A 24,011-nucleotide genomic window follows, 5' to 3' on the forward strand; every position below is an offset into this window, starting at 1 on the left:
TTTTTTATAAAACTAAGTTCTTAACAGTGATGAGGTGAGTTTGATAATAATCAAGCTCACTTGTTTCTTATGAGCGTAAGTTAGTATGACTTATTGCTAGAAGGAATTAGTATCATGGCATACAAGCACTTTGTTAGAGAACTACTGGGTTTAGCGATTGTTGTCTCTGTCGTCTTTGGCGTATTAGGCGTGATGTTAGAGCTCTTCGCACTGACGGCACTTTGGGAGCATCAGCAAACGATAGCCGATGTTTTCTTCCATGAATCTCTCTACTTCATCGTATTTTTAATCCCACCATACTTCCTCTGGAAGTTGATTAACCGTCCTGAATTGGTTTCTGCTGACCAAGCTTATTTGGCAATGAAGTTAGAGGCTGAAAGTCGACAATGAGTCGATTTAGTGAGTAATGAAAAGAAGAGGCTATGAGAAAACATTAGCCTCTTTTCTATCTGATTCGTGGAGCAAAATATTCGCTGCTTTATTGATTAAAAAGCTGCTTCGATTGTGCCTTTGAAAGTGCGATCGAGATAATCACGAATCGCTTGAGATTGATAAATAGAAACGAACTTTTTATACGCTTCATTATTTTTGTCTGCGTCACGAGTGGCGATGACCATGACTGCTAATGGGGCGTCTTTTGCTTCAAGATAGATACTTTGTTTCTTCGGATCTAAACCAGAAGACATTACGTAGTTCATTGTAATCGCAGCCGCGTCCACATCATCTAATGTTCTTGGTAGCTGAGCGGCATCTACCTCGACAAATTCAAATGATTTTGCGTTTTTTGTGATATCAGTTAGGGCGGCTTTATGGCCAACACCCTGTTTCAGCTCAATTAAACCTGCATCGGCGAGTAGCAACAGACCACGACCACCGTTGGTAGGGTCATTTGGAAGCGCTATACGTGCATTGTTTGGAAGCTCTTGCAGTGAGCGATACTTATTGGAATAAAGCCCCATACGCATAAGAATGGACTGACCAATTGATACTAATTGGGCGTTATGGCTACTGTTGAAGTTGTCTAAAAATGGCTGGTGCTGATAGCTATTAATATCGATGCTACCATCGCTAAGAGCGGCATTAGGTGTCACGTAGTCAGAAAACTCAATGACTTCGACATTCAAACCTTGCTTCGCTGCCTCCTTCGCTACCGCCTCGACTACTTGTGCATGTGGCCCAACTGTCGCGCCCACTTTAATGACAGAGTCATCTTTTTCTCCACAAGCGCTTAAGCCGACTACTGCCGTGAGAATCAAAGCTAGTTTCTTTAAGTGACCAATACTTTTCATTGTAGCTCCATTTTTTGTTTTAGACGTCCATACGTTTGTATGTCCATCCTATCAGAAGTTGTCTGAGGGTCAATGGTTTAAATCACGAGCGGACATTTTGTTTCATTGCTACATATAGAAAGCCAGATAATAGTTAAAGAAAAGGGGAAGAGGAAAAGCTATTACGAGGTTAATGACGAGTTACCGCAACCGAAATTGTACCCAAAGATATAAGATACAAAAAAGGCGTAGTAGGTATTAACCTGCTACGCCTTTCGAAATATGGTGGCCCCTCGCAGACTTGAACTGCGGACCAATCGATTATGAGTCCTACCAGGTTCATTTTTATGAGTATGCAATGCTTGGTAATTTCTATTAAATTCAAATATTTATCTGTTTGTCTTTGTTGCGTTAGTTTGCATTGATTTTCATGTCACTTTTCTCTTGTCTGACCCATTACCTGACCTAGCTTTGCTTAGGCATGAAATCTGTCAATATTATTTTTGGCTGCTTTTAGGTTATGTCTATTGACCTAGAAAGTTAACTTCGCCAAAAAAGACAAGAGAAAATCAGAATGTTAACTGTTACTAAAATTCAATCCGCGACCAGTAGTAAAAATTCCTATTATCTCTGGGATCAATCAGGTCAACGCGGTACAGGGCGTTTGGGAGTAAAAATTTTCACTAGTGGGAAAAAGCAGTTCGTGTTTCGCTACTACCAGCACCAGAAAGAAAAATTTATCTCAATCGGTTTATTCAGTGCACGTGCTGGCAGCATGACTCTTACAGAAGCTCGCGAGAAAGCCCAAGTTTTCTCACAACTGTTGCTCGGCGGAAAAGATCCTAAATTGCACCTTGAACAACAAGAGAGCGAGCAGAAAAAAATTGATGCTGAGAGTAAAAGCTTAGGAACCATTGATGAGCTATTTCATAGCTACACGGAGCGCATGAAAATAGATGGAAAGAGAACGTATGAAGACGTGCGAAATGCGCTGGTACGAGAGTTCTATCCATATATAGACAAAAACACCAAAGCGTGTGATGTAACGACAGATGATATTAAATACGTTATTAGTATGATGATCCAGCGTGGAGCTATCACCCAAAGCAACCGAGTACGTAGCTATGTGATGGCGGCGTTTAACCATGGGATGCGCTTTGATAACGATCCTCGCTATTTCTCTTTAGAGTCGAAATTTGGCATAAAATACAATCCAGTAGCACCAATTCCAAAGCAAAAAGATGGAGAGCGCATTGGTGAAAGGTTCTTAGAATGGCGAGAGTTACGGCGTCTACTAAAAGATCTTCGTGAAAACTATGATCTTGTACCCATCGGACAAGATTTGAGGCACTTACTTCAACTGTGCATCTATCTAGGGGGACAACGACCATATGAGGTGATTACACTTGAATGGTGGAATGTTGATTGGGAAGAAAGGTTTGTCTGCATCACTAAAGAACGTTCCAAAAACAAAAAAGATCATATCGTACCGTTGAACGGATTGGCTTTTGAAATACTTCAGAAACAATATGAGCTTTCTGGTGGTGGACGATATGTTTTTCCAAATCCCAAAGATGCAGAAGAACCCATGAAAACTAGCTCAATTTGTCGTGCAGTGACTCGTTATCGCGATGCCGTAGGATTCGATAAGTTTGTGCCTAAAGATCTTCGCCGAACGTGTAAAACTTTGATGGGGGCATGCCGAATCAGCAAGGAAGTTCGAGATCGTATTCAAAATCACGCGTTACAAGATGTGAGTACACGTCACTATGATCGCTATGACTATTTTGACGATAAGTTAGTTGGGCTTGAAGCCTGGAGCAGTAAATTGAAAGAGTTGATTGGGTATGTTCCACCAGCGTTGTCAGTTGTACCCTCCGCTGAAACGTTACCTTTTCCAGACATTAAAAGTACTCAGTCGCTAAGAGCTAATCTTAAATAAAGATTGTTTTTGAAAGCCCCATTGGGGCTTTCTGTTAATTTTGTTACTACCTAGTTTTTGTCTAGATCATTCAGGTGATCAAGTAAGTATTCGGTGTAGTAAAGCGGCATCACGATGTGCTCCTTCTCTGTTGCTGGAGAGCCTTGAGTACCTGTAAGTTTGATTGTCTTGTGGGGTTTGCACTTCTCGATGTAGGATTGCAATGATTTCGCACGGGTTCGCTTACCACTCTTTACTTCTACAGGCACAATTCGACCTAGGTCATCAGCGATAATGAACTCTATCTCTGCTCTTGCGTCTCCCCAAGAGAAACTTGGTTCAATACCTAGCGCAGCGATTTCCTGTTGAACATAGTTTTCGGCGACATATCCCTTGTATTCATAGCCTTGCTGTTTGATTTCACGGTAACCAGTACCGAGCATATGGTTCAATAGCCCTACATCAAAGAGAAATAGTTTAACTGTATTGTCCTTCTGATAAGCAGCTAAAGGAGAACGAGGCTGTCCTTCAATAGGATGGTTTTTTAAAGCAAGCCGACACTTGTGAAGCCATGTAATCGCACTTTCATATTCAGCATAGCGAGACTTGCGTTCGTGAACTCCCTTGAACTTAAACCGTTTAACGGAGTCGTCGAATACCGAAGATAGTTGAGCGGGAATGCTTCGAAATACAGATTCGATTAGCTGTGCGTCCACTTTTCCAGAGTACTTTCCGAAATCACGCATGTAGCCCTCAATTAAGTTCCTATGGACTTCAGATACGGCTTCAATGCGTTCAATAATACTGAGTTCTGAGTTTTCGAACCATGAGTTTACGGCTTCAGGCATACCGCCAACAAAATAATAATCGGTCAGTAGTTCGATTAATTTTGTATGAGCAGCTGAAGAGTTCAGCTTTTGGTCAAATGCTTTGTGCAGTGCTTTTTCTCCAGATGCCCACAAGAATTCCCTGAAAGTCAGTGGCCTTAAGTTGTGCTGCTCAACTTTTCCAACGGGAAAGGACGTGAGCAATCCGATATTTGAACCACTGGCCGCAACATAAGCTTTGGGAGCCTTTTCTGCAAAGTACTTAAGAGAGGTGACCGCTCTTGGACATTCACCAATTTCATCTAAAATAAGGAGATCTGTCGATGGTTCGAAGATTTCTCCTGTTAAGAGTTCAATGTTGGTGATGATGTCATCAGGGTTTAGAGAGCCTGAAAAGGCTTCCATTAACTCAGGGCTTTCTAGAAAATCGATTCTTAGGACATTTTCGAATGTACTTCCTAATAGTTCCTGCAATAGGAATGTTTTACCAGTTTGTCTAGCACCGTCAATCAGCAAAGGCTTCCTTGTCGGCTTGTCTTTCCAGGTGAGTAGGTTTTCAAGTAGTGTTCGTTTCATCTAGCCACCTCAGTTAAAGTGCTTATCTGGTCGATTGTTTATTACATAAAAATGCGCAATAAAATGCAAGCGTTAACATTTAAGTGCGCATAAAAATGTATTAAATAACACTTTTATGCGCGTAAAAGTGTTATGTGTGTATTTGTGCGAATGATAGTGTTGGCATTGTGAAGGGAGGTGATGAATCTATGCATCATTTCTGATTGGTTGCTTCACAAGGCCAATGATCACAGTGAGAAAGCCCTAGCGGGCTTTCAGATGCCGAAGTCTATTGTTGGCTAGCTCTTATAGGTAATAAGCTTTATTAGTAAGTAATCCACTGCTTAAGCGGACAGAACCCTTGGGGTTACAAATAAATGTCGTCCTACCGTCAGCGATGACTTTCTCTACAGCATCATGTTGATGCCCTGCCACCCAATACCTAGCTCTTGAGATCAACTCATTACTCAACCCTGCATGATAATACGGAGCATAATCGCTGCTGGCATTTTGCTCGAAAGCAAAAGCTTCTTTAGATGGAAGGTGGTGAGATATTGCTATATCAACTTTCTCTGGAAAGTTGTTAATGAATGCTTTGTGCTGCTCTTCAATCATTTGATGGCTGATGTACTTTGTATCATTCATCAGTTCTGAGTACACATCAATCAGCGCAGACGAGTATGTGTGGATAGGAAACCAAAGAGTTCCTCCATAAATACTACATCCATCTAAATTTATTGACTCATTATTCAAAAAGAACAGGTTTTCAGTTGTATCACTATGAGCCTTAAGCTTGGCTAGTACGGAACTCCTAGAATCTTTGAGAACGTCAGAGTTAGCACTAGATTTGCACCCAACGGACGTACTTCTATGGCGGTAGGATTTACTCTTATTGCTATACCATTCATGGTTTCCTGCAATCATTATCACAGTCTTAAAGTGGCGGCAAAGTACATTCTTCACATACGCCATGCCTAAGAGGCCGTTCGCTGTGTCACCTGCAACGACTAAAGTGGCTTCGTTATCGAAGCTATACCAGAAATCACGGCGTATTCCGTGAATGTCGAGATGCAGATCGGAAACAACGTAAAACTTCAAACTATCATGACCTTAGAGTTGATTGACTTCTCCATGGTACAGGGGTTTTTTAGATTAGAGAAGTGAGCACATACGCTAAGTGCTTTAACATCAGTAGCTTAAAGTGAAACCTCCATGGAAGACAATGATTGGACGCTTTGTTTGATTTTTCGGCACTAAGATTTAGACACTAACTTTTAGTGTCTAAATCTTGGTGGTTTATAACTGTCTGAAATTAATCGTTTTTATTGTAAACAGTTAAGGTTTTTTGCTGAGGAAACTTCTCAGAGGCTGGCGAGAGTGTAATTGTGCTACAGCCGTGTGTACGGCAGGCATTTTTATGAGCGAGGCTGATATGAAGAACGAGGCTAAGGCTACAAGAAGTGATAACGAGCAAGCCGAATCAAAGGATAGTAAGGTTACGCTAAATGGACTTCTTGACTTGCTTGATCACGCTATCTTTACCAATACTGATAAGCTAGTTGAAGTAACTGAAGCCCTCAAAATAGAACTGGAAGAGATCATCTATGGCTATCAAGTTGGCCTAGACGGAAAGTATCAAGAACAATCACCATTCGAGTCTGCACAGCATGAAGCTGTGCTACCCAAGCGGCATGCGCCGCAGTAACGAGTGTTCGGTATCATGAAAGATAGCCTTCTTGCAGTGTATTCTCTAATTCTTTGCCGAGAATAATCTCAAAGTCAGTAAATACAGCAATAGGGCGGCAAGCGTTGCCTTTTTCCTCTAACTGGATGAATCCTTTTGATGATAAGTCGTCGAGAGTTCGTGAGAGTTCGCGGATATGATGACCGCTAATCTCCGCAAGCTCAGCTAGACTTTCAGGCTTTTCTCTATTGATCAGCAGCATTAGTTCGATATTCTCATTACACAGTAGCTTTGAGGCTTCATTTAGTGACGTGAACCAAAGCGTCGGTAGATGCTTGTTATGGCTAATGTTGCCTGCGGCCACACTAATCATGTGCCTACGAATGAGATCTTCCGATGCAACCCCAATGCGAGCTTTCATGAGTATCCTTCTCAGAACGAAGTAATAGAATCCTAGTGTATACGACGCTGTTCTGAAAGAAAAAGTGGATAGTTATATTCGCTATGCTAATTGACGCCCCTTTCACGAGTAAAAGGTCAAGAGACTATTCTCATCGAACCCCTTTCGATTCAGTTGATTGTTAGCTCTTGTTTGGCTGCTAGCAAAGATACTCTCTCTGAATCAAAGTCCTGGGGATAATATGACACTAATTTTGATATTGTAAATGGTCCTAATTGGGTCATTTCATATAAGCACTCTGTCGATTGGTTTCAGTCAGTACTACTAGAAACTGCAATAATCAAAGAGTTCACTGAAGGGTATATTAACGAGGGTAAGTTGAACTCTAAACAAGACATTATCACTTGCTTCCATAATGCTCTTTTCCCATTTGATTTGAATATCCCTTTAGCCAATGGTGACGATGGAAGTCCCCAAACTCTTGGTGAATCAATACGTTTTTGGGTAAGACCACAAGGGAGCAGTCATCCTGTAGACGTCACAAAAGAGTTACTTACTGGCTTGATGACTTGAGTATCGGGCAAAATCGTGAGATTTCTTTCTTAGTTTTAGGTATAAGCGAGTTTAGCTAGTTGTTAGCACATACTACTTTATTAAACAACAGGATGAAACTAACTATGCCTATTAAAAGAAGAGTTAAAAATAATCATATCAATTATGAGCATGTGGCGAAGCTGATTCTTTTGTGTTCTCAAAAACACTGTTCAGATGCTGAAGCAGGTCAAAATAGGTTCAAAGTTCGTGAAGGTCTCATCCAGAAGATAACGGGCATACCTTTATCTCATGATGACCGCTTTTCCATTATCAGAGAGTTTAATTATCTAGGCTGGCAGGTAGCCATTAACCCTGATTATTGGCTTGTATTTGCGGTGGATGAAGATCAACTATTTAAATGGGATGAGGCTAGTTACCTGTATGGGCTGGAGCAAAGCATCAAAGCAATACAGCAGGGATATGAGCCGCAACTGGGAGAGATTTACGATTACTATCCACTTAGATCAAACCTAACTGCAAAGTTCTTAGGTTGGTCGGACGAAGATATTCAAGAACAGCTTGTGGAAGAGGCTTTAAGGGAAGCAACAGATGAAGTTGAAGAAGAGTATGAAGAAACAGGTGATAAATCTCTTCTAGGTATCGGACAGAATGATGAAATCTGCTTAACAAACTTCACTTTTTGGGAGTATCTAGACTTCGAACTGGCTAGAAATGGACTAGTTTTCAAATCTAAATAAGACTGGCGCAGGTGTGTGGTTACTCGATAGTAGCCACTTATCCTCCAAGGAGGTTTGTGTTGTTAACCCCTCAAATACCTACCGTGATCAATACCAGTAATCTTCACAAATGCCTAGAAGATGCGAAGTTCATATCGGAAAATGTTGGAGAGCAGAACATTCTCTTAGAGCTTCAAATTTATCTATTAAGGATAGATTTATTAATAGCCAATAGCCGTTTCCAGAGTGATTGGCGAACCAATACATTAACCCTCGATAAAATTCTTCGTAAACTTTTAGGACTCTCCAAGCAGATCGAGTCATTGACAGATAACCATGTTTTTTCAACTCGATATTGCCTTGATAGTGCTTTGGAACAAGTGAAGGTATTGATTACCGTAACCTGTAAAGCTATAGACGGTCGGTAATATTCTTGGTGTAATTTGGTGCTTGATATGATGGTTATGTTCTAAGACAGACTGAGTGATTATATGTCACCCCGACAATTACAAAGGACTATTTACAGTCTCTCCAGAAATGATTTGTGCAGTTTTTGGGAGTGCCCGCATCTGCTTAATCCTGATTCGTCACAATTCAGTGTGTGTTTCTTCCAACTCTTTTTAGATCACGAATTGATGTCTCTTTATTAGCAATTCGCAGGGGCCGATCTGAAGTTATGGTATTGTTGATAATGTCAATATTATCACGTTTCGTGTGTGTGAACTCGATAACGCCATATGAGGTCCTAAACTCCCCCCTTGCGTCCAGTCGTCATGATCGTAATTCGGTCAATCATCACTTGGGAAATGACACTGTATGGCAATCTGGTTAATAACTTAAAAGTGAACGGCCTACCTAGCGATTTTGGTATTATAATATTGATAATTAGGAAAAAACTCTTCAATATTGACGCTGCGAATAGCTAAGAAGCTCAAAGCCTATTTTTCAAGCTTTGAGCTTACCTTACGATTTGCTCAGATGATGGCTGCAAATTTAACTTTAATGAATACCAAAATTTTTTAAAAGGAACTAAAGATGGCAAGACATAGTGCCAATCGGGGAATACTGGTGCTGGAAAGTCCATGGGAATTGGATGATAGTGACTCTAACCGTTCAAGTGTTGTGCCTTTTATTGAAGGTGTTGCAAAATTGGCAGGGGATACAGAAGTTTACCATGCTGATTTTTATGACAAAAAGAGCTTTGAATATGCCTTAGAATGTCTTTGTAAAGTCAGGTTTTCTAACACTATTGTCTATATTGCAGCTCATGGGTACAAGAAGAAAATAGGTAATATGAAGTTAGAGGATATTCTTTTCGCTATTGGCATGAAATCAAAACAGTACAACATAACAGGGGTTATGTTCGGTTCATGTTTCGTCGGGGGGAATACTGAGTTAATCGAAGTCTTCACCACTGCCAATAATTTACGTTGGTGTGCAGGTTATGCTTCGACATCTAACTGGCTAAGTGGCACTTTCATCGATAGTGCAATCATTGCGCAGATGATCAATTTAGAAGAAAGTGAGTTCTCTAATCGAGATACACTTGTCGAACATCTTGCTTATGCAATATCCCCTTTCTCAGACCAAATGTACATTGGTGACGATTATGAAGAGAATCCTGTAGCTTTGTCGGACTCATTGCAGTTTATCGTGCAACCTAAGGGACAGGGTTATCATCCAAAAACGGTTTCGTCGGAAGTCTTCATAGCTAAGAAACAGTACGACGTATAAGATCTCCGCCACATGACGGATTAACTCGAACTGTAGTGGATGAGTTGATTTGGCCAATAGATAAGAGGTATTTGCAATACCTCAGATTATCCGCTAAATGCTAATTTAGGGAAAGCACTGCAAACTTTTGTCCAAAAGTGAGTTGTGTGGTTTTTGGGAGTACCCAAATCAGCCTTAATCATGATTCATCACTATCAAGTGTGTGTTTCTGCCAACCCTTTTCAAATCTCGAATTGCAGCTTCTTTCTTCGCAATCCGCAAGGGACGGCCTGAAGTTATGGTATTGCTGATAATGTCAATATCATCACGTTTCGTATGTGTGAATTCGATAACGCCGTAAGGTGTCTTAAACTCTCCCTTGCGTCCAGTCGTCATGATCGTAATTCGATCAAGCATTACTTGGGAAATAACACTGTATTCTGAAAGCGCCGATTCTAGAGAGATGTAGTTGTACTCTCCTCGTCGCAAGCATTTGGCAATGTATTCAATAGTATAACCGCCCTTATGACGACTGTATGAGAATACATAAACACCGTTGCATACCCGCTCTAGTACTCCAGCTTTCACCAAACGAGGTAAACTTTGCTGGAATGCTGTAAGTGAATCATCAAAAAATAATCTCCTGAGATCACTCTTTCGATAAACGTGTATACCTCGCCCGTCAAATTTATGCAGGCGCTCCAATGCAACCTCAATCTTCACGTCAATGCTCATAAGTAGCCATAAAAAGTAAGTATGACATATATTTTTGTACACTTATGGTTGAAGATAGCAACTGGTGATCGCTAATACCCTTCCTGATCCCTGATTGGTTTTTCCGAGTTAGGATCCTAACTCGGAATTATGATGAATATGGTTCTTTGAGGAGGGGGAATAGCGTCACCAATAGTCAGAATCTGTTCTTTATTCTCGGTTAGGATCCTAACTCGGAATTTATGGGGATGATTATGGTTGTTTTGAGGTAAGGAAATGGCAGCACCAATAGTCAGAAGCTGGTTCCCTATTCTCGGTTAGGATCCTAACTCGGAATCTATGATGATAAATATGATTCTTTGAGGAGGATAATCGCAACACTAATAGCCCAGAGTCCGATCTTTTTCATTTGGGTAGGAGTTTAACTAATTATTGCTTCTCTAATTTAATAATTAAAAAATCAAACGATTTTTATTTAATAATCAAATGTTAATGTTATTTTTAAAATAGTGGTTAAAGGTCCTTTACAAAGAGAATATTACTTGATAAATATAATAGTCATTGAATTTATCTATATATATTAAGAGGGTTGTCGATATGTCTCAAGTTTTGGTTTATTCTAAACGTAATCGTGAAATGAGTTATCTCTCTGCAAGAGAAGAACGTGAAACTAAGCCAAATAGATTTCAAGTCGTTTATAACGATATTTCGGATGAAGAAGCATTACGTAGAGCAAACTTTATTAATTTAGATGAAAAGAACAATGTTCCTCAAGTTCGTTTAAAAAGACAACCTATTAAGGAAGATAAAGAATGCCGAGTGCCTGGCTTATATGGTTGTAACCGTTATAAGTCAAGGAAAAATGAGACATTCAACGTGTTCTAACGTTGTTCTTTTTTTGCACAACGTTAAAGCCTGTGAGCTTGTGTCAGGCAAATGATGAAAGCCTTAAAAATTCCGTCATCAAAGCTCGTGGCAAGAGAATTTGCCAAGACTGGCAAGCAATGTGCCACTACTGGCATTGAAAGTGCCAGTAGTGGCAGAAGAATTTCTGCAATAATTTAGACTTATTTGGGTTTAACCTTCATTTTTGTAAAAGCTAACCTTATATTAGAATTATAACTTTATAATAGTTATAACAGTTATAATAGTTATAACATAAAAAATTAAATAAATAAAATTTAATTTTTTATGTTGGATTTTAATGTCAAGGTTTTTTAACTGAGTTTGTTTTTTATTATATATAAATAACTTTAGAGTAATGATTTTTATCTATGCGTAATAATTTATTTACTCGATTTTTATTAAGGCAAAGGTGGTTTGCCTTAATTATCGACTTAACTAGTCAACTTTAGCGAGATGTAAACACCCCTGTAGTATCAACAAACATCCGTTTTCTGATACTAGTTGTGATGCCAAAAAGGGGGCTATTGTGGGGAGTATGGGACGGACATTCGCTTATTGTCGTGTATCGACTAGTGAGCAAACAGTTTCAAATCAGATTTTAGCCATTCGGAATGCTGGCTACGATATTCAGGAGCACCGAATTGTTCATGAGACGGTTTCGGGGAGTGTACCTGCAACTGAACGACGTGAGTTCAAAATGTTGATTGAGCATAAACTTGAACCAGGGGACAAACTGGTGGTACTAAAGCTTGATCGACTTGGAAGAGATAACATCGATGTTCAGCATACGATCAGTATGCTGTTAGAAAAAGGTGTTACGCCAATTTCTCTGGATCTGCCGACCGCTGATCTAAGCTCAGCAGAGGGACGATTGATGCTACAAATGTTCTCAGCATTTGCTGAGTTTGAGCGAAACCGTATTCGGGAACGGACGTTGGAAGGGCAAGCTAGGGCTAAATCTGAGGGTAAGCGGATTGGCCGACCAGAAGCTATCAGTACAACTCAAAAAGTTCAAGAATGTAGGGTAAGAGGACTGAGTCAATCCAAAACAGCAAATGCTCTTGGTATCTCCATTCCGACGGTCAAGCGGCATTGGAACAAGCGGCTAACTGAAAGAGTTCAATGAGAACAATGTTCCATGATACTGTTAGGTTGAGTTGAGTTCTGCCAGAAGTAATTACTCGTTAAGAGGTTAACGATATTGCAAGAACCTTGTTCTTGCTTAGAGCAAGGCTACTAAGATATCACGCTGATATTTGATACAAGAACATTGTTCTGACTGGAAAATCGGATAACCTTTTTGCTAGGAAACGGCGCTGACAGAAAGGGATGCTTGTGGGCTTATTCATCAATACTCAAAAACTAACGGTAGCAAAAGAGGATCATTTAACTGAGTTCTTCGCTGCGGCGTTAAGGTCTTCAGAACGTTTCAGTCGTGCATTTGTCAGGTTGATTTTTGGAGACGAAGATAGCAGGTTGATCAGCAAGGTCGAGACACAAGTTATCTATCCTGGATGCCGACCAGACATGCGTTTGATATTAAGTGATGGTTCAATTGTTCTTTGTGAAAATAAACTCGATGCTGCCGAAACGATCGGTAATGTTGAGAGTGGCAACCTTTTACAATTGGAGCGATATCTGCAATTGCCTGTGGATCATGTGATTTATATTCGCTCTGAGTTACTGTCGCCTTCATACCAAGTTACGAGCCATCCTAAGTATCTATCGCCGATAGAAAGGCCTCATTATTTGTGGCGTGATATTTACCCTTTGTTATGCGAAGACTCCAATCCAATCGTCAAAGAATTACGAGATGGTTTTAAGAGCATGGGATTTGTTCCTGCTCACCCAGTGATTGGCGATCTGACACGTAATGTGCCAAGAGAACAGAGAGAGAATTTCTCTAAGTTTTGGATGCCGACAACGACTGCGGCCATTCAACAAGGTTGGAAGGTAGCAATTGGAGATGTAGTAGAACGATACTTTTACCACGAAACAGCAGAACTTGCTCGGGAAGTGTTCGTAAGCCCAATAAACCCTACCCGATTTTTGATTCGTTACACACCGCAAATATCTCAATGTGACGCTCTATTAAGTGCACTAGATACCGTTGAAAGTGAAGCCGAAGCACTAGTAGTGGTAACGAAAAAAACGGTACCACGAGCGAGTGGAATGGTCACTGTTATAGATGTTGAAACTCCTATGAACAATGTTCTACCAGCTCAACTAAAAACAGTGGAACAGATAGAGTCTAAGCTCAAAGCGTATGTATTGCCTTATCTGACGCTAGCTTTTAAGTAACACCTGTTTTGATTTTATGTGAATAACTATCTCGACAGTGAGATGATGTTTACTTGGAACAATGTTCTTATCGCAATCTTAAAATAGTAAAGATTGGGTATTTAATTAATCAATAAAAACTGTGGAAGAACAATGTTCCGAATGATAAGTCAGAGAACCTTTCTTTTAATAAGAGAGGCTTTCAGAGAGTAGTGTTTGTGGAGTTAATAATTAATACTCAACAACTAGCCTTCTAAAAATATAATTAATTAAAAGTCCTGAAGAGTAGTTTTGCAATTAATAATAAAAAGGCCGAGATAAACTCGACCTTTTTATCCAACGCTTAACCGCCAGTTGGCGCGGAAGTGTAACCATCTATTAGTGGATAAAATAGTGATACATTTAATTGTATTAAAACTAAATTTTCTTTAAGCCACCAGTGAGGTGGAAGAAATTATTTTTACTTTTAAAGGTTAAGTAATATTAGTTTAAATATATCTTTAAGCCACTTTCTAGATAGAAGCTCTGCTTCTTGCTACGGGATTTAATATATTAGAATGTTTTTTCTTAATCAAGTGTTTTTTCAACTTGACTAAAAAGTTTTTTATGTATAATAAAAACTATATTTTTGACTTTTTAAGTGGATGGATCTTAATTAATATGACTATGCTATGAGCTTATTTAGCAAAAGGTCGTATTGACCCAAGGCTTTGCTCATCCATGATTTTATAGATCTTATAGTAGGGATATTCTAAATATTGGAACAATGTTCCCTGAGTCGCGAGTGTTGCAAACGGTATTGGTGAGCTGGTGATTGATACTGCGAGAACACTGTTCTCGCTCAAATCATCAAAACCTAAAGATTGAGTATTTGATTAACAAATAAAAAATGCTTCGAGGAGAACGATGTTCTACTCAAAGCTTGTTACTTGAGACTTTGGGTAGCTGAATCAGTCTGCTTTTTCTACAACCATGCCACTTTGCTCTGCAAAGTGAATCAATCGAGTGATATTGCTTAGGCTCCATTGGTTGGTGATGGCTATCACCTCGTCGTTAGGCAGGGTAATCAGCGCGTCCTCATCGCTGTGGAAGCGGCGAATTCTACCTTGAGGGATATCATCTGCTAGGATGGCAATGCGTCGTCTTACTGGCTCGTTAAATGCGTTGAGTACATCATTCAGGCTTTGTGGCTGATGCTTCTCGATCCAGTCCGTGACTAACGCTAGCGCGAGGTGACGCTTTTTATAGGTATGACCGCTATAGCGGTACTCCGAGTAATCTTTTTCGCCTTTTTGAACGCTTGTGCGCTGCTCGGCACGCTTCTCGCGGAACTTCACTTGGTACTCTTCCACTTCTGGAACAGGGATGATCTGCTCAGCATTGATCAGTACATCTTCTTTGTAGCGATAGGGCGTGAGGCGCACACAACTGATATCGACGCCTTTATCACGCAGCCATAACACAGAAGTGGTGAGTTCTTTACCGAAGTCTGCTGAGGCTAGAACGATTCGCACATCGTTACCAAAGTCATCCAAGCTGTTCTCATCAAGATCGACAAACTCTAGGATGGCTTCGCGGGCCTCGATCTCTAGACCTTCTTTCTTCAAGTACTGGGCATAGTAGTCACATGCTTTGTCGAACGTCATGGTAGAGATCATTGCGGCATAGCGTAGCGCTTGAAGTTCCATATGCGCCCCGATTTCATCCCGCTTAAGCTCGATGACGACTAAGTTGGCATTTTTGTCGATGGCTAACAGGTCGATACGGCGGCGGCTGTCTTCCCAGTCTGAAAACTCCTCTGATATCACCAAACAGTCAGGAGCGATGGCATCAATACAGCCTTTCAGCGCTTCTTGTAAATCGTGCCGCTCTTGCAGCCCTTCGGCTGCAAAAGTGGTCGGTGTCAGTGCGGTGAGGTTTTTATTGGCGATATTGTATAGGCTCATGGTTATACCGCCTGTTCGACAATAGCATCAGTCAGATGTAGTTGAGTGATTTGGGACTCTTTTAATCGACTTTTAAGTTGATCGCAGACATCCATAAAATGATTAACCATAGCAACAACAAGTTTTTGTTCTCTCACTGGAGGAATAGGAATAACAAACTTAGATATATTACTCATACTCAAGTTTGGCCTAGCATTATCTACTTGTTTATCATACATATAAGAGATGCAGATTCGGCTATTGAAGAAAATCAGGAAAAATTCGGGTATCAGTTCATGAGCAAGTATGCGAATAAGGCATACTGCTTGATTAATATTAGCTACACGATCGCTATCAAATAATGCTGTTCTTCCAATCGATGCCCCTACAATATTCATTAAAAAATCATCTTGCTTTAGAATTGAACGAGGCTCTATGTCATTGAATTTTTTTTCTACGTACTTTTCATTATCCAATAAAAGCTTAAATGCACCTACATTTTCACTTGTAACAAAAAGGACATCTTCAGGATTTTCTGTATAACTGACACCTTGCCATTTAGGAGACGATCCTTTAGTTATTAATTCACTTAAGCTTTCGAGCCTTGAAAAACTCCATCCATTCGGCAGTTCAAACGGCTTTTCATCTTCAGCAATCGGCGGTAGGGCTTTTTGCTTTTTGATTTTCTTCTCTTTAACTAACTGTGCTTTTTCTTCCGCAATTCTTTTCAGTAACTCAGCAGCAGGTTCATCACTTGGATCTTGCGGAACCAACTTACCCATCACAGCCAGTTGTAGGATGGTTTGTTTAAGCTGGTCGATACACTCTTCAGTGGTGAACAAAGTATCGAAATGCTCACTGATTCGCGCCCAGTTTTGCATTAACTCGTTAGCATCGGCAGAGTTGGTGAGTGTGTCCAACAGAGTCGTTACCAGCACTTGATGCGCTTCAATACTGCTTTCGGTTTGTTGCTCAAGCTTGTCGCAAAGCGCCATTAATTCATCGACCTTGGCGACGATGCGGTGTTGTTCTTTTTCAGGTGGAAGTAATACCAAGATCGAGTTCATTTTCGCTTGGTTCATTTTGGGCTGGGCAATACCAGTTATATATGGAATAAGTGAAATCGAGTTAATATACAAGCTAAGGTAGATTAAAAAGTCTTCACTAATACCATCTATAACGTGTGCATGATTATTAACCCAGTATTTTCCGCGAGCCATAAATGCTATAGGGGTGCTCCTATTTACTAAGTTTGCACCATCTTCCCCTATCAAGAGAAGCGGTTTATCAAATAGATACGCATCAATCGAGTCTATTACTCCCGAAGCACCATAGTAGTCATAGATCCCTTGACGTCCTTTTCGTTCACTTACTGATAGCGGTATTCTTTGTGCGTCAAGGTTGAAAGTTATGTCTCCAAAATCAGCAGCAACCCATCCTAGAGGTAATTCCTCGGCGGAAATTATTGCATCGTGAACTTTGCTTTTCTTTGTTTTTTTTAAGGTGCCATCTGCTAGAAGTTCTTTCTTCTTAGCCATGATTCTTTGAACCAATATATCTGCTGGCTCATCATTGGGGTCTTGTGGAACTAATTTCCCGTGAACCGCTAGTTCAAGAATAAGCTTGCGCAGCTTCTTAATCCCATAAAGCTCTAGTTTCTTGCTGCTACCGCGACCAGAGGTCGATTTGGTCTTTACTGCCGAAGTCCAAATATCAATATGCTCGGTGATCAGGTTTTCTACAGCCATTATTGTTCTCCACCTTGCTTTTTACCTTGAATGGTAGAGCTAAGCGCATCACCGAGAATGCCTTTCAGTTGGTCACGCAGTGCTTTAATGTCTTGTTGTTGCTGCTGATAGTTCGCCAGTAACTCTTCAGGATCATGGCTGACGACTTCGTCCTGATACGGGTTTTTAATATCAAGGTTAAAGTTGCGCTCGATAATATCCTCAATCGACACTTTCCAAGCTTGCTTGGTCTCGATGCGGCTAGAGAATCCATCGGCCTCGTTACCCCACCAATCGATCTCTTGCTGGAACTCCTCAAACTTCATCGGTTTGGTTTTGCTGTAGTTCTTCACGCCTTCTGGGTAAGGGTGCTCATAGAACCACACTTCTTTGGTCGGTTGGCCTTTGGTGAAAAATAGAATGTTGGTCTTAATGCCCGTGTATGGGTTGAACACGCCATTAGGTAAGCGAATAATCGTGTGCAGGTTACACTCTTCCGTCAGCATCTTTTTAATTTTGGTTTTTACACCTTCACCAAATAAGGTGCCATCAGGCAACACCACACCAGCGCGACCATCTTTATCCAATACTTCGACAATAAGCTGCAAGAACAGATCGGCGGTTTCACGAGTTTGCATTTCGGCAGGGAAGTTCTTTTCAATCCCGTCCTCTTCTGTACCGCCAAACGGTGGGTTAGTCGCAATCACATTGATATTGCTATCCCAGTTTGAAAGCGGCTTGTTAAGCGTGTTGCCGTGCTTGATCTGCACAGGGACTTCGATGCCGTGGAGCATCATATTGGTGATACACAGCAAGTGTGGCAGTTGTTTCTTCTCTACACCATGGATTTGCTTTTGCAGTGTTTGGTGGTCGGCTGCGCTTGTCACGTAGTTCTCTTTGACGTGATCGAACGAGCAAGCCAGAAATCCGCCCGTGCCGCAGGCAGGATCCATAATTTGTTCACCTAGCTTTGGATCCAGTCTGTTGACGATAAAACGAGTCACCGCGCGAGGGGTATAGAACTCACCCGCATTACCTGCGCTTTGAAGATCGCGTAGGATTTGTTCATAGATATCACCAAACAGGTGGCGTTCTTTAGAGTCAGTAAAGTCGATTTCATTGAGCTTGTTAATCACTTGGCGAAGCAGTGTGCCATTTTTCATGTAGTTGAAGGCATCACTAAAGGCTTCTTTCACCACAAAACCGCGTGGGTTGGTGTCTTTCGGTGCGGTTAGATTTTTTAACGTCGGGAATAGGTCATCATTGATGAATTCCAGCAGCTCATCACCTGTAATGCCTTGGTTATCTGCCGCCCAGTTACGCCATAGGTATTTCGTTGGGATGGGTTCGCGGTAATCATCTAACTCGAACTCTAGCTCTTCCTCTTGAGCATCAAACACTTTAAGGAATAAAAGCCACGACATTTGACCTAGACGCTGCGCGTCACCATCAACACCCGCATCTTTACGCATGATGTCTTGAATAGACTTGATAACTGAACTGATTGACATGGAGTTCTACTACTAAATGACTGAAAAAAATTGGGGCAGATTATAGCATTTCTACGTCAATGTGAGTACTGAAAAGGGGGAGATGTGATGCCCAATAACGGTGGAGGTTAGTGGGCATTTATATCTGTGGTAAATATATAAATTAATGGCTTTCTGGTTGTTGATTCATGCTCTCTTTGCTCCGTAAGGCAAGGTACAACACCCAAGTGATTAGCGCATCAGCAGTAATGCCCAAGCCGAACATTATGGCGATTCGTTCAAGCGTAGGTACAAAGATACCGATTTGATAGAGCACAAAAGCACAACCGTAAAACAAGGTGTTTACGATAAGTGATTGATACAGCATTAAATCCGTGCGTCCAATACCATAAAAGTAACTGTCTATGACATTGTTTAAACTGAAAATCACATAGAACCCAACCATTAGCCAAACTAGACTGGTGATTGATTCTGGGTTTTCTATCCCCATGACATTGGCTATAAAGCTGTTCCAAAGCGGTGCGGTGAGTATCCAAACAGCAATAATTCCTAACGTTATCCAAAGGTAGCCATTGACTCGCTCAGATGTTAATCCATTGTTTGTCGCAGCATCTTGCTTAACCAGTTGCCCTAATGTCAAAACGGGAAGTAGTAGCCAGCCCCAAATAAATTGATTAGCAACCCAGAATGTTCCCGCTTGTTGTACTTGGTTAATAAGCTGAAGAATCATGACGATAAAGGCAGTATTTCGCACGAGTGACTCAAGCCCTGACTTCCATCCAATCTTTGCCCATTCTTTGAGCCATTGCGATTGATCTCCTTTAGAAAACTTGAAGCTCAGAGTGATCCCTGATTTCGATAAATAAATCAGGGCAAATAGTGCGAGAAGACTATTGACTACGATATTACTCAGAGCAATGCCATTCACTCCTAACTGAAGGGAGTAAGGTAGTTGACTGACGAAGACGCTGTCACAAAGGACAGTCATGAGCATTTGTACTATTAGGAGACCATACAGCGCCTTTCGTTCATTTCTTAGGACGAGAACTAAAGACAAAAAAGCATAGAAGCTGGAGAGCAGAATAGCGGCAGATTCCAATCGAATGTATTGGATCGTTTGGGCCAATAATTCAGCCTGTTGCTGCATAGCATCTACAAAGTTCGGGGCTAGCCACAATACCATTAAGGTCACCACAAAGTAGCAAATTAAGGTAACCAAAAGAGATAGACTGGCTCGTTCGCGAAAAGCTTCATTACTATGAATCACTCTGCCTAGAATAAATGCTAGAGGGATAAGTAATGCTTCGCTGAGGACTTCATATCCTACATTTAGCCATGCAACTTGTGCTGCAATACTAAAAGTCCATGGGCTAGGGATGCTGCCCAAGAAATGGATTCGTGTAGTTGAGTAGATTAATGGTATTAAGCTTGTCAGAATCAGCACTAGCCACAGTTGGTAGTTGATTGTTTTTATTTGATGATTTTTCAATTTTTAAGCCTTGTTATCTTCACTAGAGATCTCGTGGAGAAAGCGACTCTCCACAGAGAAATAGCCATTACTTTTAATCAGTTGTTTCTTTCTAAGCCGTTCGAACAGTGAGATTAGGTACTGATAAAGTTCAGTATATTGCACTGTATTGATATGAGTTGCTGAGCAGTTAAATACTTGCCATGGGAAATCAATCAATGTTGTAGCGGCATGTTTGGGAAGGTAGTTGTGTTTAAACTCACTTAGCAATAAATGTTCTAGCTGAACACAATAGTGCTGGATGATAGAGCAGTGAAAGTGGTACTTGTAACTGTCGTTGTTAGCGATAAGGTTCGGTAAGGAGCAAAACAAAAAGTAAACCTGAGCGGCCAACTCTTTGGCTTGCTTTCGCTCGCTTGTATGTGTTTTGGTAACTGCGTCTAATTGTTCTGCAAGGCCAAGCTCACCCTTTAAAATAGTGAAGTGAACGTTGTAGATTTGTGACTCGCGATAATAAAGAGAAATGTCAGACAGCGATTGGCCTATAACGATTTCTATAAGCAAACGCTCTTGTGTTCTAAGAGTGATTTTCGACCCTAAAATATCGGTATGAGCCAATTGTGCACCGAACAATCTGAGGAGTCTTTCATGCCAACTCTGAACCGAAATCGATGACTGAATAAATAAATCGATATCGGAGCGCTTTGTTAACTGATTAGCGCCCAAACTTCCGTAAAGTAGAGCTGTAGATACACTTGTATCTGTGCTCAATACTTTATAAAGTTTTCTGACCCAAGTGTGTTGAGATAATGGGAAGTCCGCCCAGAAGGCATCAAAGTTCTCAGAGAAGTCAAAGCAGTAAGACTGCCAAATTTGTCTTTGCCAGCGAGTTTCTAGTTCCGTCGGTATGATTTTATCTTTCAAAAATCTAATCGTTTCATCAACAGCTTGCAGTTTTTTGTAGCACGATGGGTAAGGGATTTCTGAGTATTTCTCGTCATCAATTGCATTGATGCTCTGCTCAATATCTCTAGTACAACAGATTAGTATGCCTGTTTTCCTATCTAATTGACTGGTAAGAAGGCTAGCTGTTTGACCGTATCCTGTAAGTTCAACAATCGCGTTTTCCTGTTGTTTAACCGCAGCGAGGAAATGCTCACAAGCAAGTTGCTCACCTTGCTCGGTTCCATCGCCAAAGCGAATTCGATACTCATCTAACGATAAATAAATGAACTCAGGCAAACGTCCTTGTATTTGTTTGCTTAACGTTGTTTTACCTGAATTTAGGTTACCAAAAATATAGATATGCATGATGACTTGAGGTCACTAACCAAGCTAAAGAAGCTCTAGCTTGGTTTAAATGGTGATTAAGCAGATTGATAAATCTCAGCTTCCAGTTCAGAAATCGCTTCTAAGTACTGCTCTTTTCCGCCAAAGCACTTTTTGACGATTTCAGCAGGGCGTCCCATCTCGTCAAAAGGCTTAACTTTGAGTACATGAATATTCTCAATCTCTTGAACGCCTTCGTCTGCGTACTTGTCCAGTAGGTTATTCAACACCTGCTGAGCCGTTTCACCGTACTTAGTGAAGTAGTTGCGCTTTTTGACGTTGTCAGCGCGTTCTTTTCTGGTGAGTGCTGGTTGGTCATACACGACATGACAAATCATGTCGAATGGATCGAGATCTTTGCCGACTTCCAGCTCTAACGCTTCCCAGATGATGCCTTCCTCTGCCAGTTCATCAATGATTGCTTGCTTTTTATCGGCATCTTGCCAGCGCTTAACAAAGTCATCCATTGAGGTGAACTGTTTTGCCATCGTCTTGCGGGTATAGTCTTTGAACGATTCGGTTACGAGTTTACCGTCGGAATCGTAGTATTGAACACGTTCGGCAATGGCTTTCACCGTTACACCGTTGACATGGAACTTTCTAACTCGGTTTTCATCCTGCCAATCATCATCGGGATTGCTAGCACCTGAAGGAGATGAACTATAGTCGTATGGAGCTTCTGGTTCTTGTATGCTTTCAGGGTCGATATCTTCCCCTTCAAATGGATCATCTTGTTCAAGCTCATCCTCACCATCGATAATCTCATCGAGTCCTTCATCGGTTTCGAAGTCTTCTGGTTTTGTCTCTTTAACTCGCTCAGGGACACCATCAAAGCGCTCATCCGCGAACAGTTCTGTCGCCTTTTTAAAGTCGAGAATGGTAAACCATAGCTTTCCGTAACGATCATCAATACGAGTACCACGACCGATGATCTGCTTAAACTTGGTCATCGACTGAATGCCCTGGTCAAGAACAACCAGTTTACAAGTTTTTGCATCGACACCTGTTGTCATAAGTTCTGAGGTGGTCGCGATTACAGGGTAAGCCTTTTTGGGGTTGATGAAGTTATCGAGCTGAGCTTTGCCTATTTCATCATCACCAGTGATTTTCATTACGTATTTATCATTCTTTGCAACTTGCTCAGGGTTGCAGTTGATTAGTGCCCGACGCATACGCTCTGCATGGTCAATGTCATTACAGAACACAATGGTCTTCGCCATGGGGTCGGTGCGCTTGAGATAGCTGGTGATGGTCTGTGCAACCAGTTCTGTTCGTTCATCAATGACCATAGTTCTGTCGAAGTCTTTCTGGTTATAGATCCTGTCTTCGATGACTTCACCATGTTTATCGACTTGTCCTTTTGTTGGTCGCCAACCTTGTAAATCTACATCGATATCTACACGCACAACTTTGTAAGGGGCTAAGAAACCGTCTTCAATACCTTGCTTTAGCGAGTAGGTATAAATGGCATCGCCAAAGTACTCGGTGTTAGACACGATATCGGTTTCTTTCGGTGTCGCGGTTAGCCCTATTTGAGTCGCTGAACCGAAATACTCAAGAATCTCGCGCCATGCGCTGTCTTCAGCGGCACTGCCACGATGGCACTCGTCAACGACAATAAGGTCAAAGAAATCAGGATCGACCTGTTTGTATGCTTTTTGGTGCTCTTCTGGGCCTGTCAGAGCTTGATACAGAGCTAGATGAATTTCGTAAGCAGGATCGACGCTTCTCCCTGTGACTTTGGTCATAGCGGTGCCAAACGGCTGGAAGTCGTTGGTCTTAGTTTGATCGACCAGAATGTTTCTGTCCGCCAAAAATAGGATGCGTTTTTTGGCTCGGGACTTCCATAGTCGCCAAATAATCTGGAATGCAGTGTAAGTTTTGCCCGTACCCGTTGCCATAACCAAGAGTACTCGGTCTTGTCCTGCTGCGACCGCTTCCACGGTTTTGTTTATCGCTTGTAGCTGATAGTAGCGCGGAGACTTACCGCTACCATCATCATGGTAATCTTGAGTAATAACTGGAAGGTGCTCGGTTTTGTAGCCTTTCCAAACGCAGTACTTGTCCCATAGTTGCTGAGGTGTCGGGAAGTCTTCAAGTCGAATTTCAGTTTCGAGTTGAGCTGGGTTGGTTTTGTCGTGGAAGATAAAACCGTCGCCATTTGAGGCAAAGACAAAAGGGACTTCAAGTAAGCTGGCGTAATCTAGACCTTGTTGCATACCTTTGCCGATTTCATGCTTATTCGCTTTTGCTTCGACAACGGCTAGAGGCATGCTCGGTTTATGGTAAAGGACGATGTCCGCAGACTTAACCTTTTTCCTCGCCGCTGCCTGACCACGAACAATGACCTTACCGTCACGCAGTTTAACTTCTTGACGGATTTGAGACATATCATCCCATCCTGCATCTTTGATAGCAGGAAGAATGAATTTCGTGATGATGTCGGTTTCAGATAGCTTTGATTTATTGATTGTCGATTCCATGCGATTAGCCAGCTCAGTACAAATGCATTTCATGACTATACCAAAGGATG

The 24,011-nt window shown here is 41.3% G+C and carries 19 protein-coding genes and 1 pseudogene; 8 read left to right on the top strand and 12 right to left on the bottom strand.

The genetic code is table 11. The features are described from left to right. The first annotated feature begins 114 nt into the window (after positions 1 to 114). Positions 115 to 390 (top strand): hypothetical protein, encoded by a 276-nt coding sequence (locus R7P74_RS08210; RefSeq protein ID WP_005379716.1) that lies wholly within the window; start codon positions 115 to 117, stop codon positions 388 to 390. Positions 391 to 485: 95 nt separating this feature from the next. On the opposite strand, the gene R7P74_RS08215 is transcribed toward R7P74_RS08210, so the two are convergent. After that, complete coding sequence (locus R7P74_RS08215; protein ID WP_017633488.1) at positions 486 to 1,289, bottom strand: MetQ/NlpA family ABC transporter substrate-binding protein; 804 nt, start codon at positions 1,287 to 1,289, stop codon at positions 486 to 488. Positions 1,290 to 1,842: 553 nt separating this feature from the next. On the opposite strand from R7P74_RS08215, the gene R7P74_RS08220 reads away from it, so the two are divergent. Next, a complete protein-coding gene (locus R7P74_RS08220; protein ID WP_182019229.1) occupies positions 1,843 to 3,210 on the top strand; it encodes a tyrosine-type recombinase/integrase in 1,368 nt (455 codons plus the stop codon). A gap of 50 nt (positions 3,211 to 3,260) precedes the next feature. Here R7P74_RS08220 and R7P74_RS08225 read toward each other — a convergent pair whose 3' ends face one another. Both R7P74_RS08225 and R7P74_RS08230 read right to left on the bottom strand, forming a co-directional pair. Beyond that, complete coding sequence (locus tag R7P74_RS08225) at positions 3,261 to 4,592, bottom strand: ATP-binding protein (RefSeq protein WP_253652028.1); 1,332 nt, start codon at positions 4,590 to 4,592, stop codon at positions 3,261 to 3,263. Between the two features lie 285 nt (positions 4,593 to 4,877). Beyond that, complete coding sequence (locus R7P74_RS08230) at positions 4,878 to 5,669, bottom strand: metallophosphoesterase (RefSeq protein ID WP_318122800.1); 792 nt, start codon at positions 5,667 to 5,669, stop codon at positions 4,878 to 4,880. A 319-nt stretch (positions 5,670 to 5,988) separates the two neighbouring features. Here R7P74_RS08230 and R7P74_RS08235 point away from each other — a divergent pair, with 319 nt between their 5' ends. Further along, a complete protein-coding gene (locus R7P74_RS08235; protein WP_253652029.1) occupies positions 5,989 to 6,276 on the top strand; it encodes a hypothetical protein in 288 nt (95 codons plus the stop codon). Between the two features lie 13 nt (positions 6,277 to 6,289). Here the strand turns inward: R7P74_RS08235 and R7P74_RS08240 are convergent, their stop codons facing one another. Further along, positions 6,290 to 6,676 carry an HVO_A0114 family putative DNA-binding protein gene (locus R7P74_RS08240; RefSeq protein WP_253652030.1) on the bottom strand — a complete coding sequence of 129 codons (387 nt, stop codon included), beginning with the start codon at positions 6,674 to 6,676 and terminating at the stop codon, positions 6,290 to 6,292. 656 nt (positions 6,677 to 7,332) lie between these two features. Between R7P74_RS08240 and R7P74_RS08245 the strand changes: the two genes are divergently transcribed. Next, a complete protein-coding gene (locus tag R7P74_RS08245; protein WP_250154589.1) occupies positions 7,333 to 7,947 on the top strand; it encodes a hypothetical protein in 615 nt (204 codons plus the stop codon). Between the two features lie 573 nt (positions 7,948 to 8,520). Here the strand turns inward: R7P74_RS08245 and R7P74_RS08250 are convergent. Then, positions 8,521 to 8,743, bottom strand: a pseudogene (locus R7P74_RS08250) (type IV toxin-antitoxin system AbiEi family antitoxin); the annotation flags it as partial. Positions 8,744 to 8,961: 218 nt separating this feature from the next. Between R7P74_RS08250 and R7P74_RS08255 the strand changes: the two are divergent. Beyond that, complete coding sequence (locus R7P74_RS08255) at positions 8,962 to 9,660, top strand: hypothetical protein (protein WP_213869531.1); 699 nt, start codon at positions 8,962 to 8,964, stop codon at positions 9,658 to 9,660. Positions 9,661 to 9,834: 174 nt separating this feature from the next. Here R7P74_RS08255 and abiEi read toward each other — a convergent pair whose 3' ends face one another. Next, the gene (abiEi, locus tag R7P74_RS08260; RefSeq protein ID WP_253652031.1) at positions 9,835 to 10,374 is read right to left on the bottom strand and encodes a type IV toxin-antitoxin system AbiEi family antitoxin; all 540 of its coding nucleotides are present in this window, start codon (positions 10,372 to 10,374) and stop codon (positions 9,835 to 9,837) included. Between the two features lie 576 nt (positions 10,375 to 10,950). Here abiEi and R7P74_RS08265 point away from each other — a divergent pair. From R7P74_RS08265 to R7P74_RS08275, 3 genes are all read left to right on the top strand, one after another. Beyond that, entirely contained in the window at positions 10,951 to 11,238 is a 288-nt protein-coding gene (locus tag R7P74_RS08265) for a hypothetical protein (RefSeq protein ID WP_253652032.1), read from the top strand. Between the two features lie 556 nt (positions 11,239 to 11,794). Further along, complete coding sequence (locus tag R7P74_RS08270) at positions 11,795 to 12,385, top strand: recombinase family protein (RefSeq protein WP_001963163.1); 591 nt, start codon at positions 11,795 to 11,797, stop codon at positions 12,383 to 12,385. 203 nt (positions 12,386 to 12,588) lie between these two features. Beyond that, the gene (locus R7P74_RS08275) at positions 12,589 to 13,560 is read left to right on the top strand and encodes a hypothetical protein (protein ID WP_253652033.1); all 972 of its coding nucleotides are present in this window, start codon (positions 12,589 to 12,591) and stop codon (positions 13,558 to 13,560) included. Between the two features lie 929 nt (positions 13,561 to 14,489). Here the strand turns inward: R7P74_RS08275 and R7P74_RS08280 are convergent. The 6 genes from R7P74_RS08280 to hsdR form a co-directional block, all read right to left on the bottom strand. Then, positions 14,490 to 15,485, bottom strand: coding sequence for a hypothetical protein (locus tag R7P74_RS08280; protein WP_140104346.1), 996 nt, complete (start codon positions 15,483 to 15,485; stop codon positions 14,490 to 14,492). Positions 15,486 to 15,487: 2 nt separating this feature from the next. Then, positions 15,488 to 17,212 (bottom strand): restriction endonuclease subunit S, encoded by a 1,725-nt coding sequence (locus R7P74_RS08285; RefSeq protein WP_318122801.1) that lies wholly within the window; start codon positions 17,210 to 17,212, stop codon positions 15,488 to 15,490. Continuing rightward, positions 17,212 to 18,702 carry an N-6 DNA methylase gene (locus R7P74_RS08290; protein WP_086587226.1) on the bottom strand — a complete coding sequence of 497 codons (1,491 nt, stop codon included), beginning with the start codon at positions 18,700 to 18,702 and terminating at the stop codon, positions 17,212 to 17,214. The genes R7P74_RS08285 and R7P74_RS08290 overlap by 1 nt, the downstream gene beginning before the upstream one ends. A gap of 142 nt (positions 18,703 to 18,844) precedes the next feature. After that, a complete protein-coding gene (locus R7P74_RS08295) occupies positions 18,845 to 20,170 on the bottom strand; it encodes an MATE family Na+-driven efflux transporter (RefSeq protein ID WP_030000307.1) in 1,326 nt (441 codons plus the stop codon). A gap of 3 nt (positions 20,171 to 20,173) precedes the next feature. Beyond that, positions 20,174 to 21,460 (bottom strand): hypothetical protein, encoded by a 1,287-nt coding sequence (locus tag R7P74_RS08300; protein ID WP_078580891.1) that lies wholly within the window; start codon positions 21,458 to 21,460, stop codon positions 20,174 to 20,176. A 56-nt stretch (positions 21,461 to 21,516) separates the two neighbouring features. Beyond that, positions 21,517 to 23,961, bottom strand: a complete 2,445-nt coding sequence (gene hsdR, locus R7P74_RS08305) for an EcoAI/FtnUII family type I restriction enzme subunit R (RefSeq protein ID WP_140292462.1) — start codon at positions 23,959 to 23,961, stop codon at positions 21,517 to 21,519. Positions 23,962 to 24,011 lie beyond the last annotated feature (50 nt).

It is taken from the genome of Vibrio sp. 2033, assembly GCF_033339735.1.

What these genes read in the sequence shown, in the direction of transcription:
- R7P74_RS08210 (WP_005379716.1), top strand. Translation starts at nt 115, where the DNA reads ATGGCATACAAGCACTTTGTTAGAGAACTACTGGGTTTAGCGATTGTT.
- R7P74_RS08215 (WP_017633488.1), bottom strand. Translation starts at nt 1,289, where the DNA reads ATGAAAAGTATTGGTCACTTAAAGAAACTAGCTTTGATTCTCACGGCA.
- R7P74_RS08220 (WP_182019229.1), top strand. Translation starts at nt 1,843, where the DNA reads ATGTTAACTGTTACTAAAATTCAATCCGCGACCAGTAGTAAAAATTCC.
- R7P74_RS08225 (WP_253652028.1), bottom strand. Translation starts at nt 4,592, where the DNA reads ATGAAACGAACACTACTTGAAAACCTACTCACCTGGAAAGACAAGCCG.
- R7P74_RS08235 (WP_253652029.1), top strand. Translation starts at nt 5,989, where the DNA reads ATGAGCGAGGCTGATATGAAGAACGAGGCTAAGGCTACAAGAAGTGAT.
- R7P74_RS08240 (WP_253652030.1), bottom strand. Translation starts at nt 6,676, where the DNA reads ATGAAAGCTCGCATTGGGGTTGCATCGGAAGATCTCATTCGTAGGCAC.
- R7P74_RS08245 (WP_250154589.1), top strand. Translation starts at nt 7,333, where the DNA reads ATGCCTATTAAAAGAAGAGTTAAAAATAATCATATCAATTATGAGCAT.
- R7P74_RS08255 (WP_213869531.1), top strand. Translation starts at nt 8,962, where the DNA reads ATGGCAAGACATAGTGCCAATCGGGGAATACTGGTGCTGGAAAGTCCA.
- abiEi (WP_253652031.1), bottom strand. Translation starts at nt 10,374, where the DNA reads ATGAGCATTGACGTGAAGATTGAGGTTGCATTGGAGCGCCTGCATAAA.
- R7P74_RS08265 (WP_253652032.1), top strand. Translation starts at nt 10,951, where the DNA reads ATGTCTCAAGTTTTGGTTTATTCTAAACGTAATCGTGAAATGAGTTAT.
- R7P74_RS08270 (WP_001963163.1), top strand. Translation starts at nt 11,795, where the DNA reads ATGGGACGGACATTCGCTTATTGTCGTGTATCGACTAGTGAGCAAACA.
- R7P74_RS08275 (WP_253652033.1), top strand. Translation starts at nt 12,589, where the DNA reads ATGCTTGTGGGCTTATTCATCAATACTCAAAAACTAACGGTAGCAAAA.
- R7P74_RS08280 (WP_140104346.1), bottom strand. Translation starts at nt 15,485, where the DNA reads ATGAGCCTATACAATATCGCCAATAAAAACCTCACCGCACTGACACCG.
- R7P74_RS08285 (WP_318122801.1), bottom strand. Translation starts at nt 17,212, where the DNA reads ATGGCTGTAGAAAACCTGATCACCGAGCATATTGATATTTGGACTTCG.
- R7P74_RS08290 (WP_086587226.1), bottom strand. Translation starts at nt 18,702, where the DNA reads ATGTCAATCAGTTCAGTTATCAAGTCTATTCAAGACATCATGCGTAAA.
- R7P74_RS08300 (WP_078580891.1), bottom strand. Translation starts at nt 21,460, where the DNA reads ATGCATATCTATATTTTTGGTAACCTAAATTCAGGTAAAACAACGTTA.
- hsdR (WP_140292462.1), bottom strand. Translation starts at nt 23,961, where the DNA reads ATGGAATCGACAATCAATAAATCAAAGCTATCTGAAACCGACATCATC.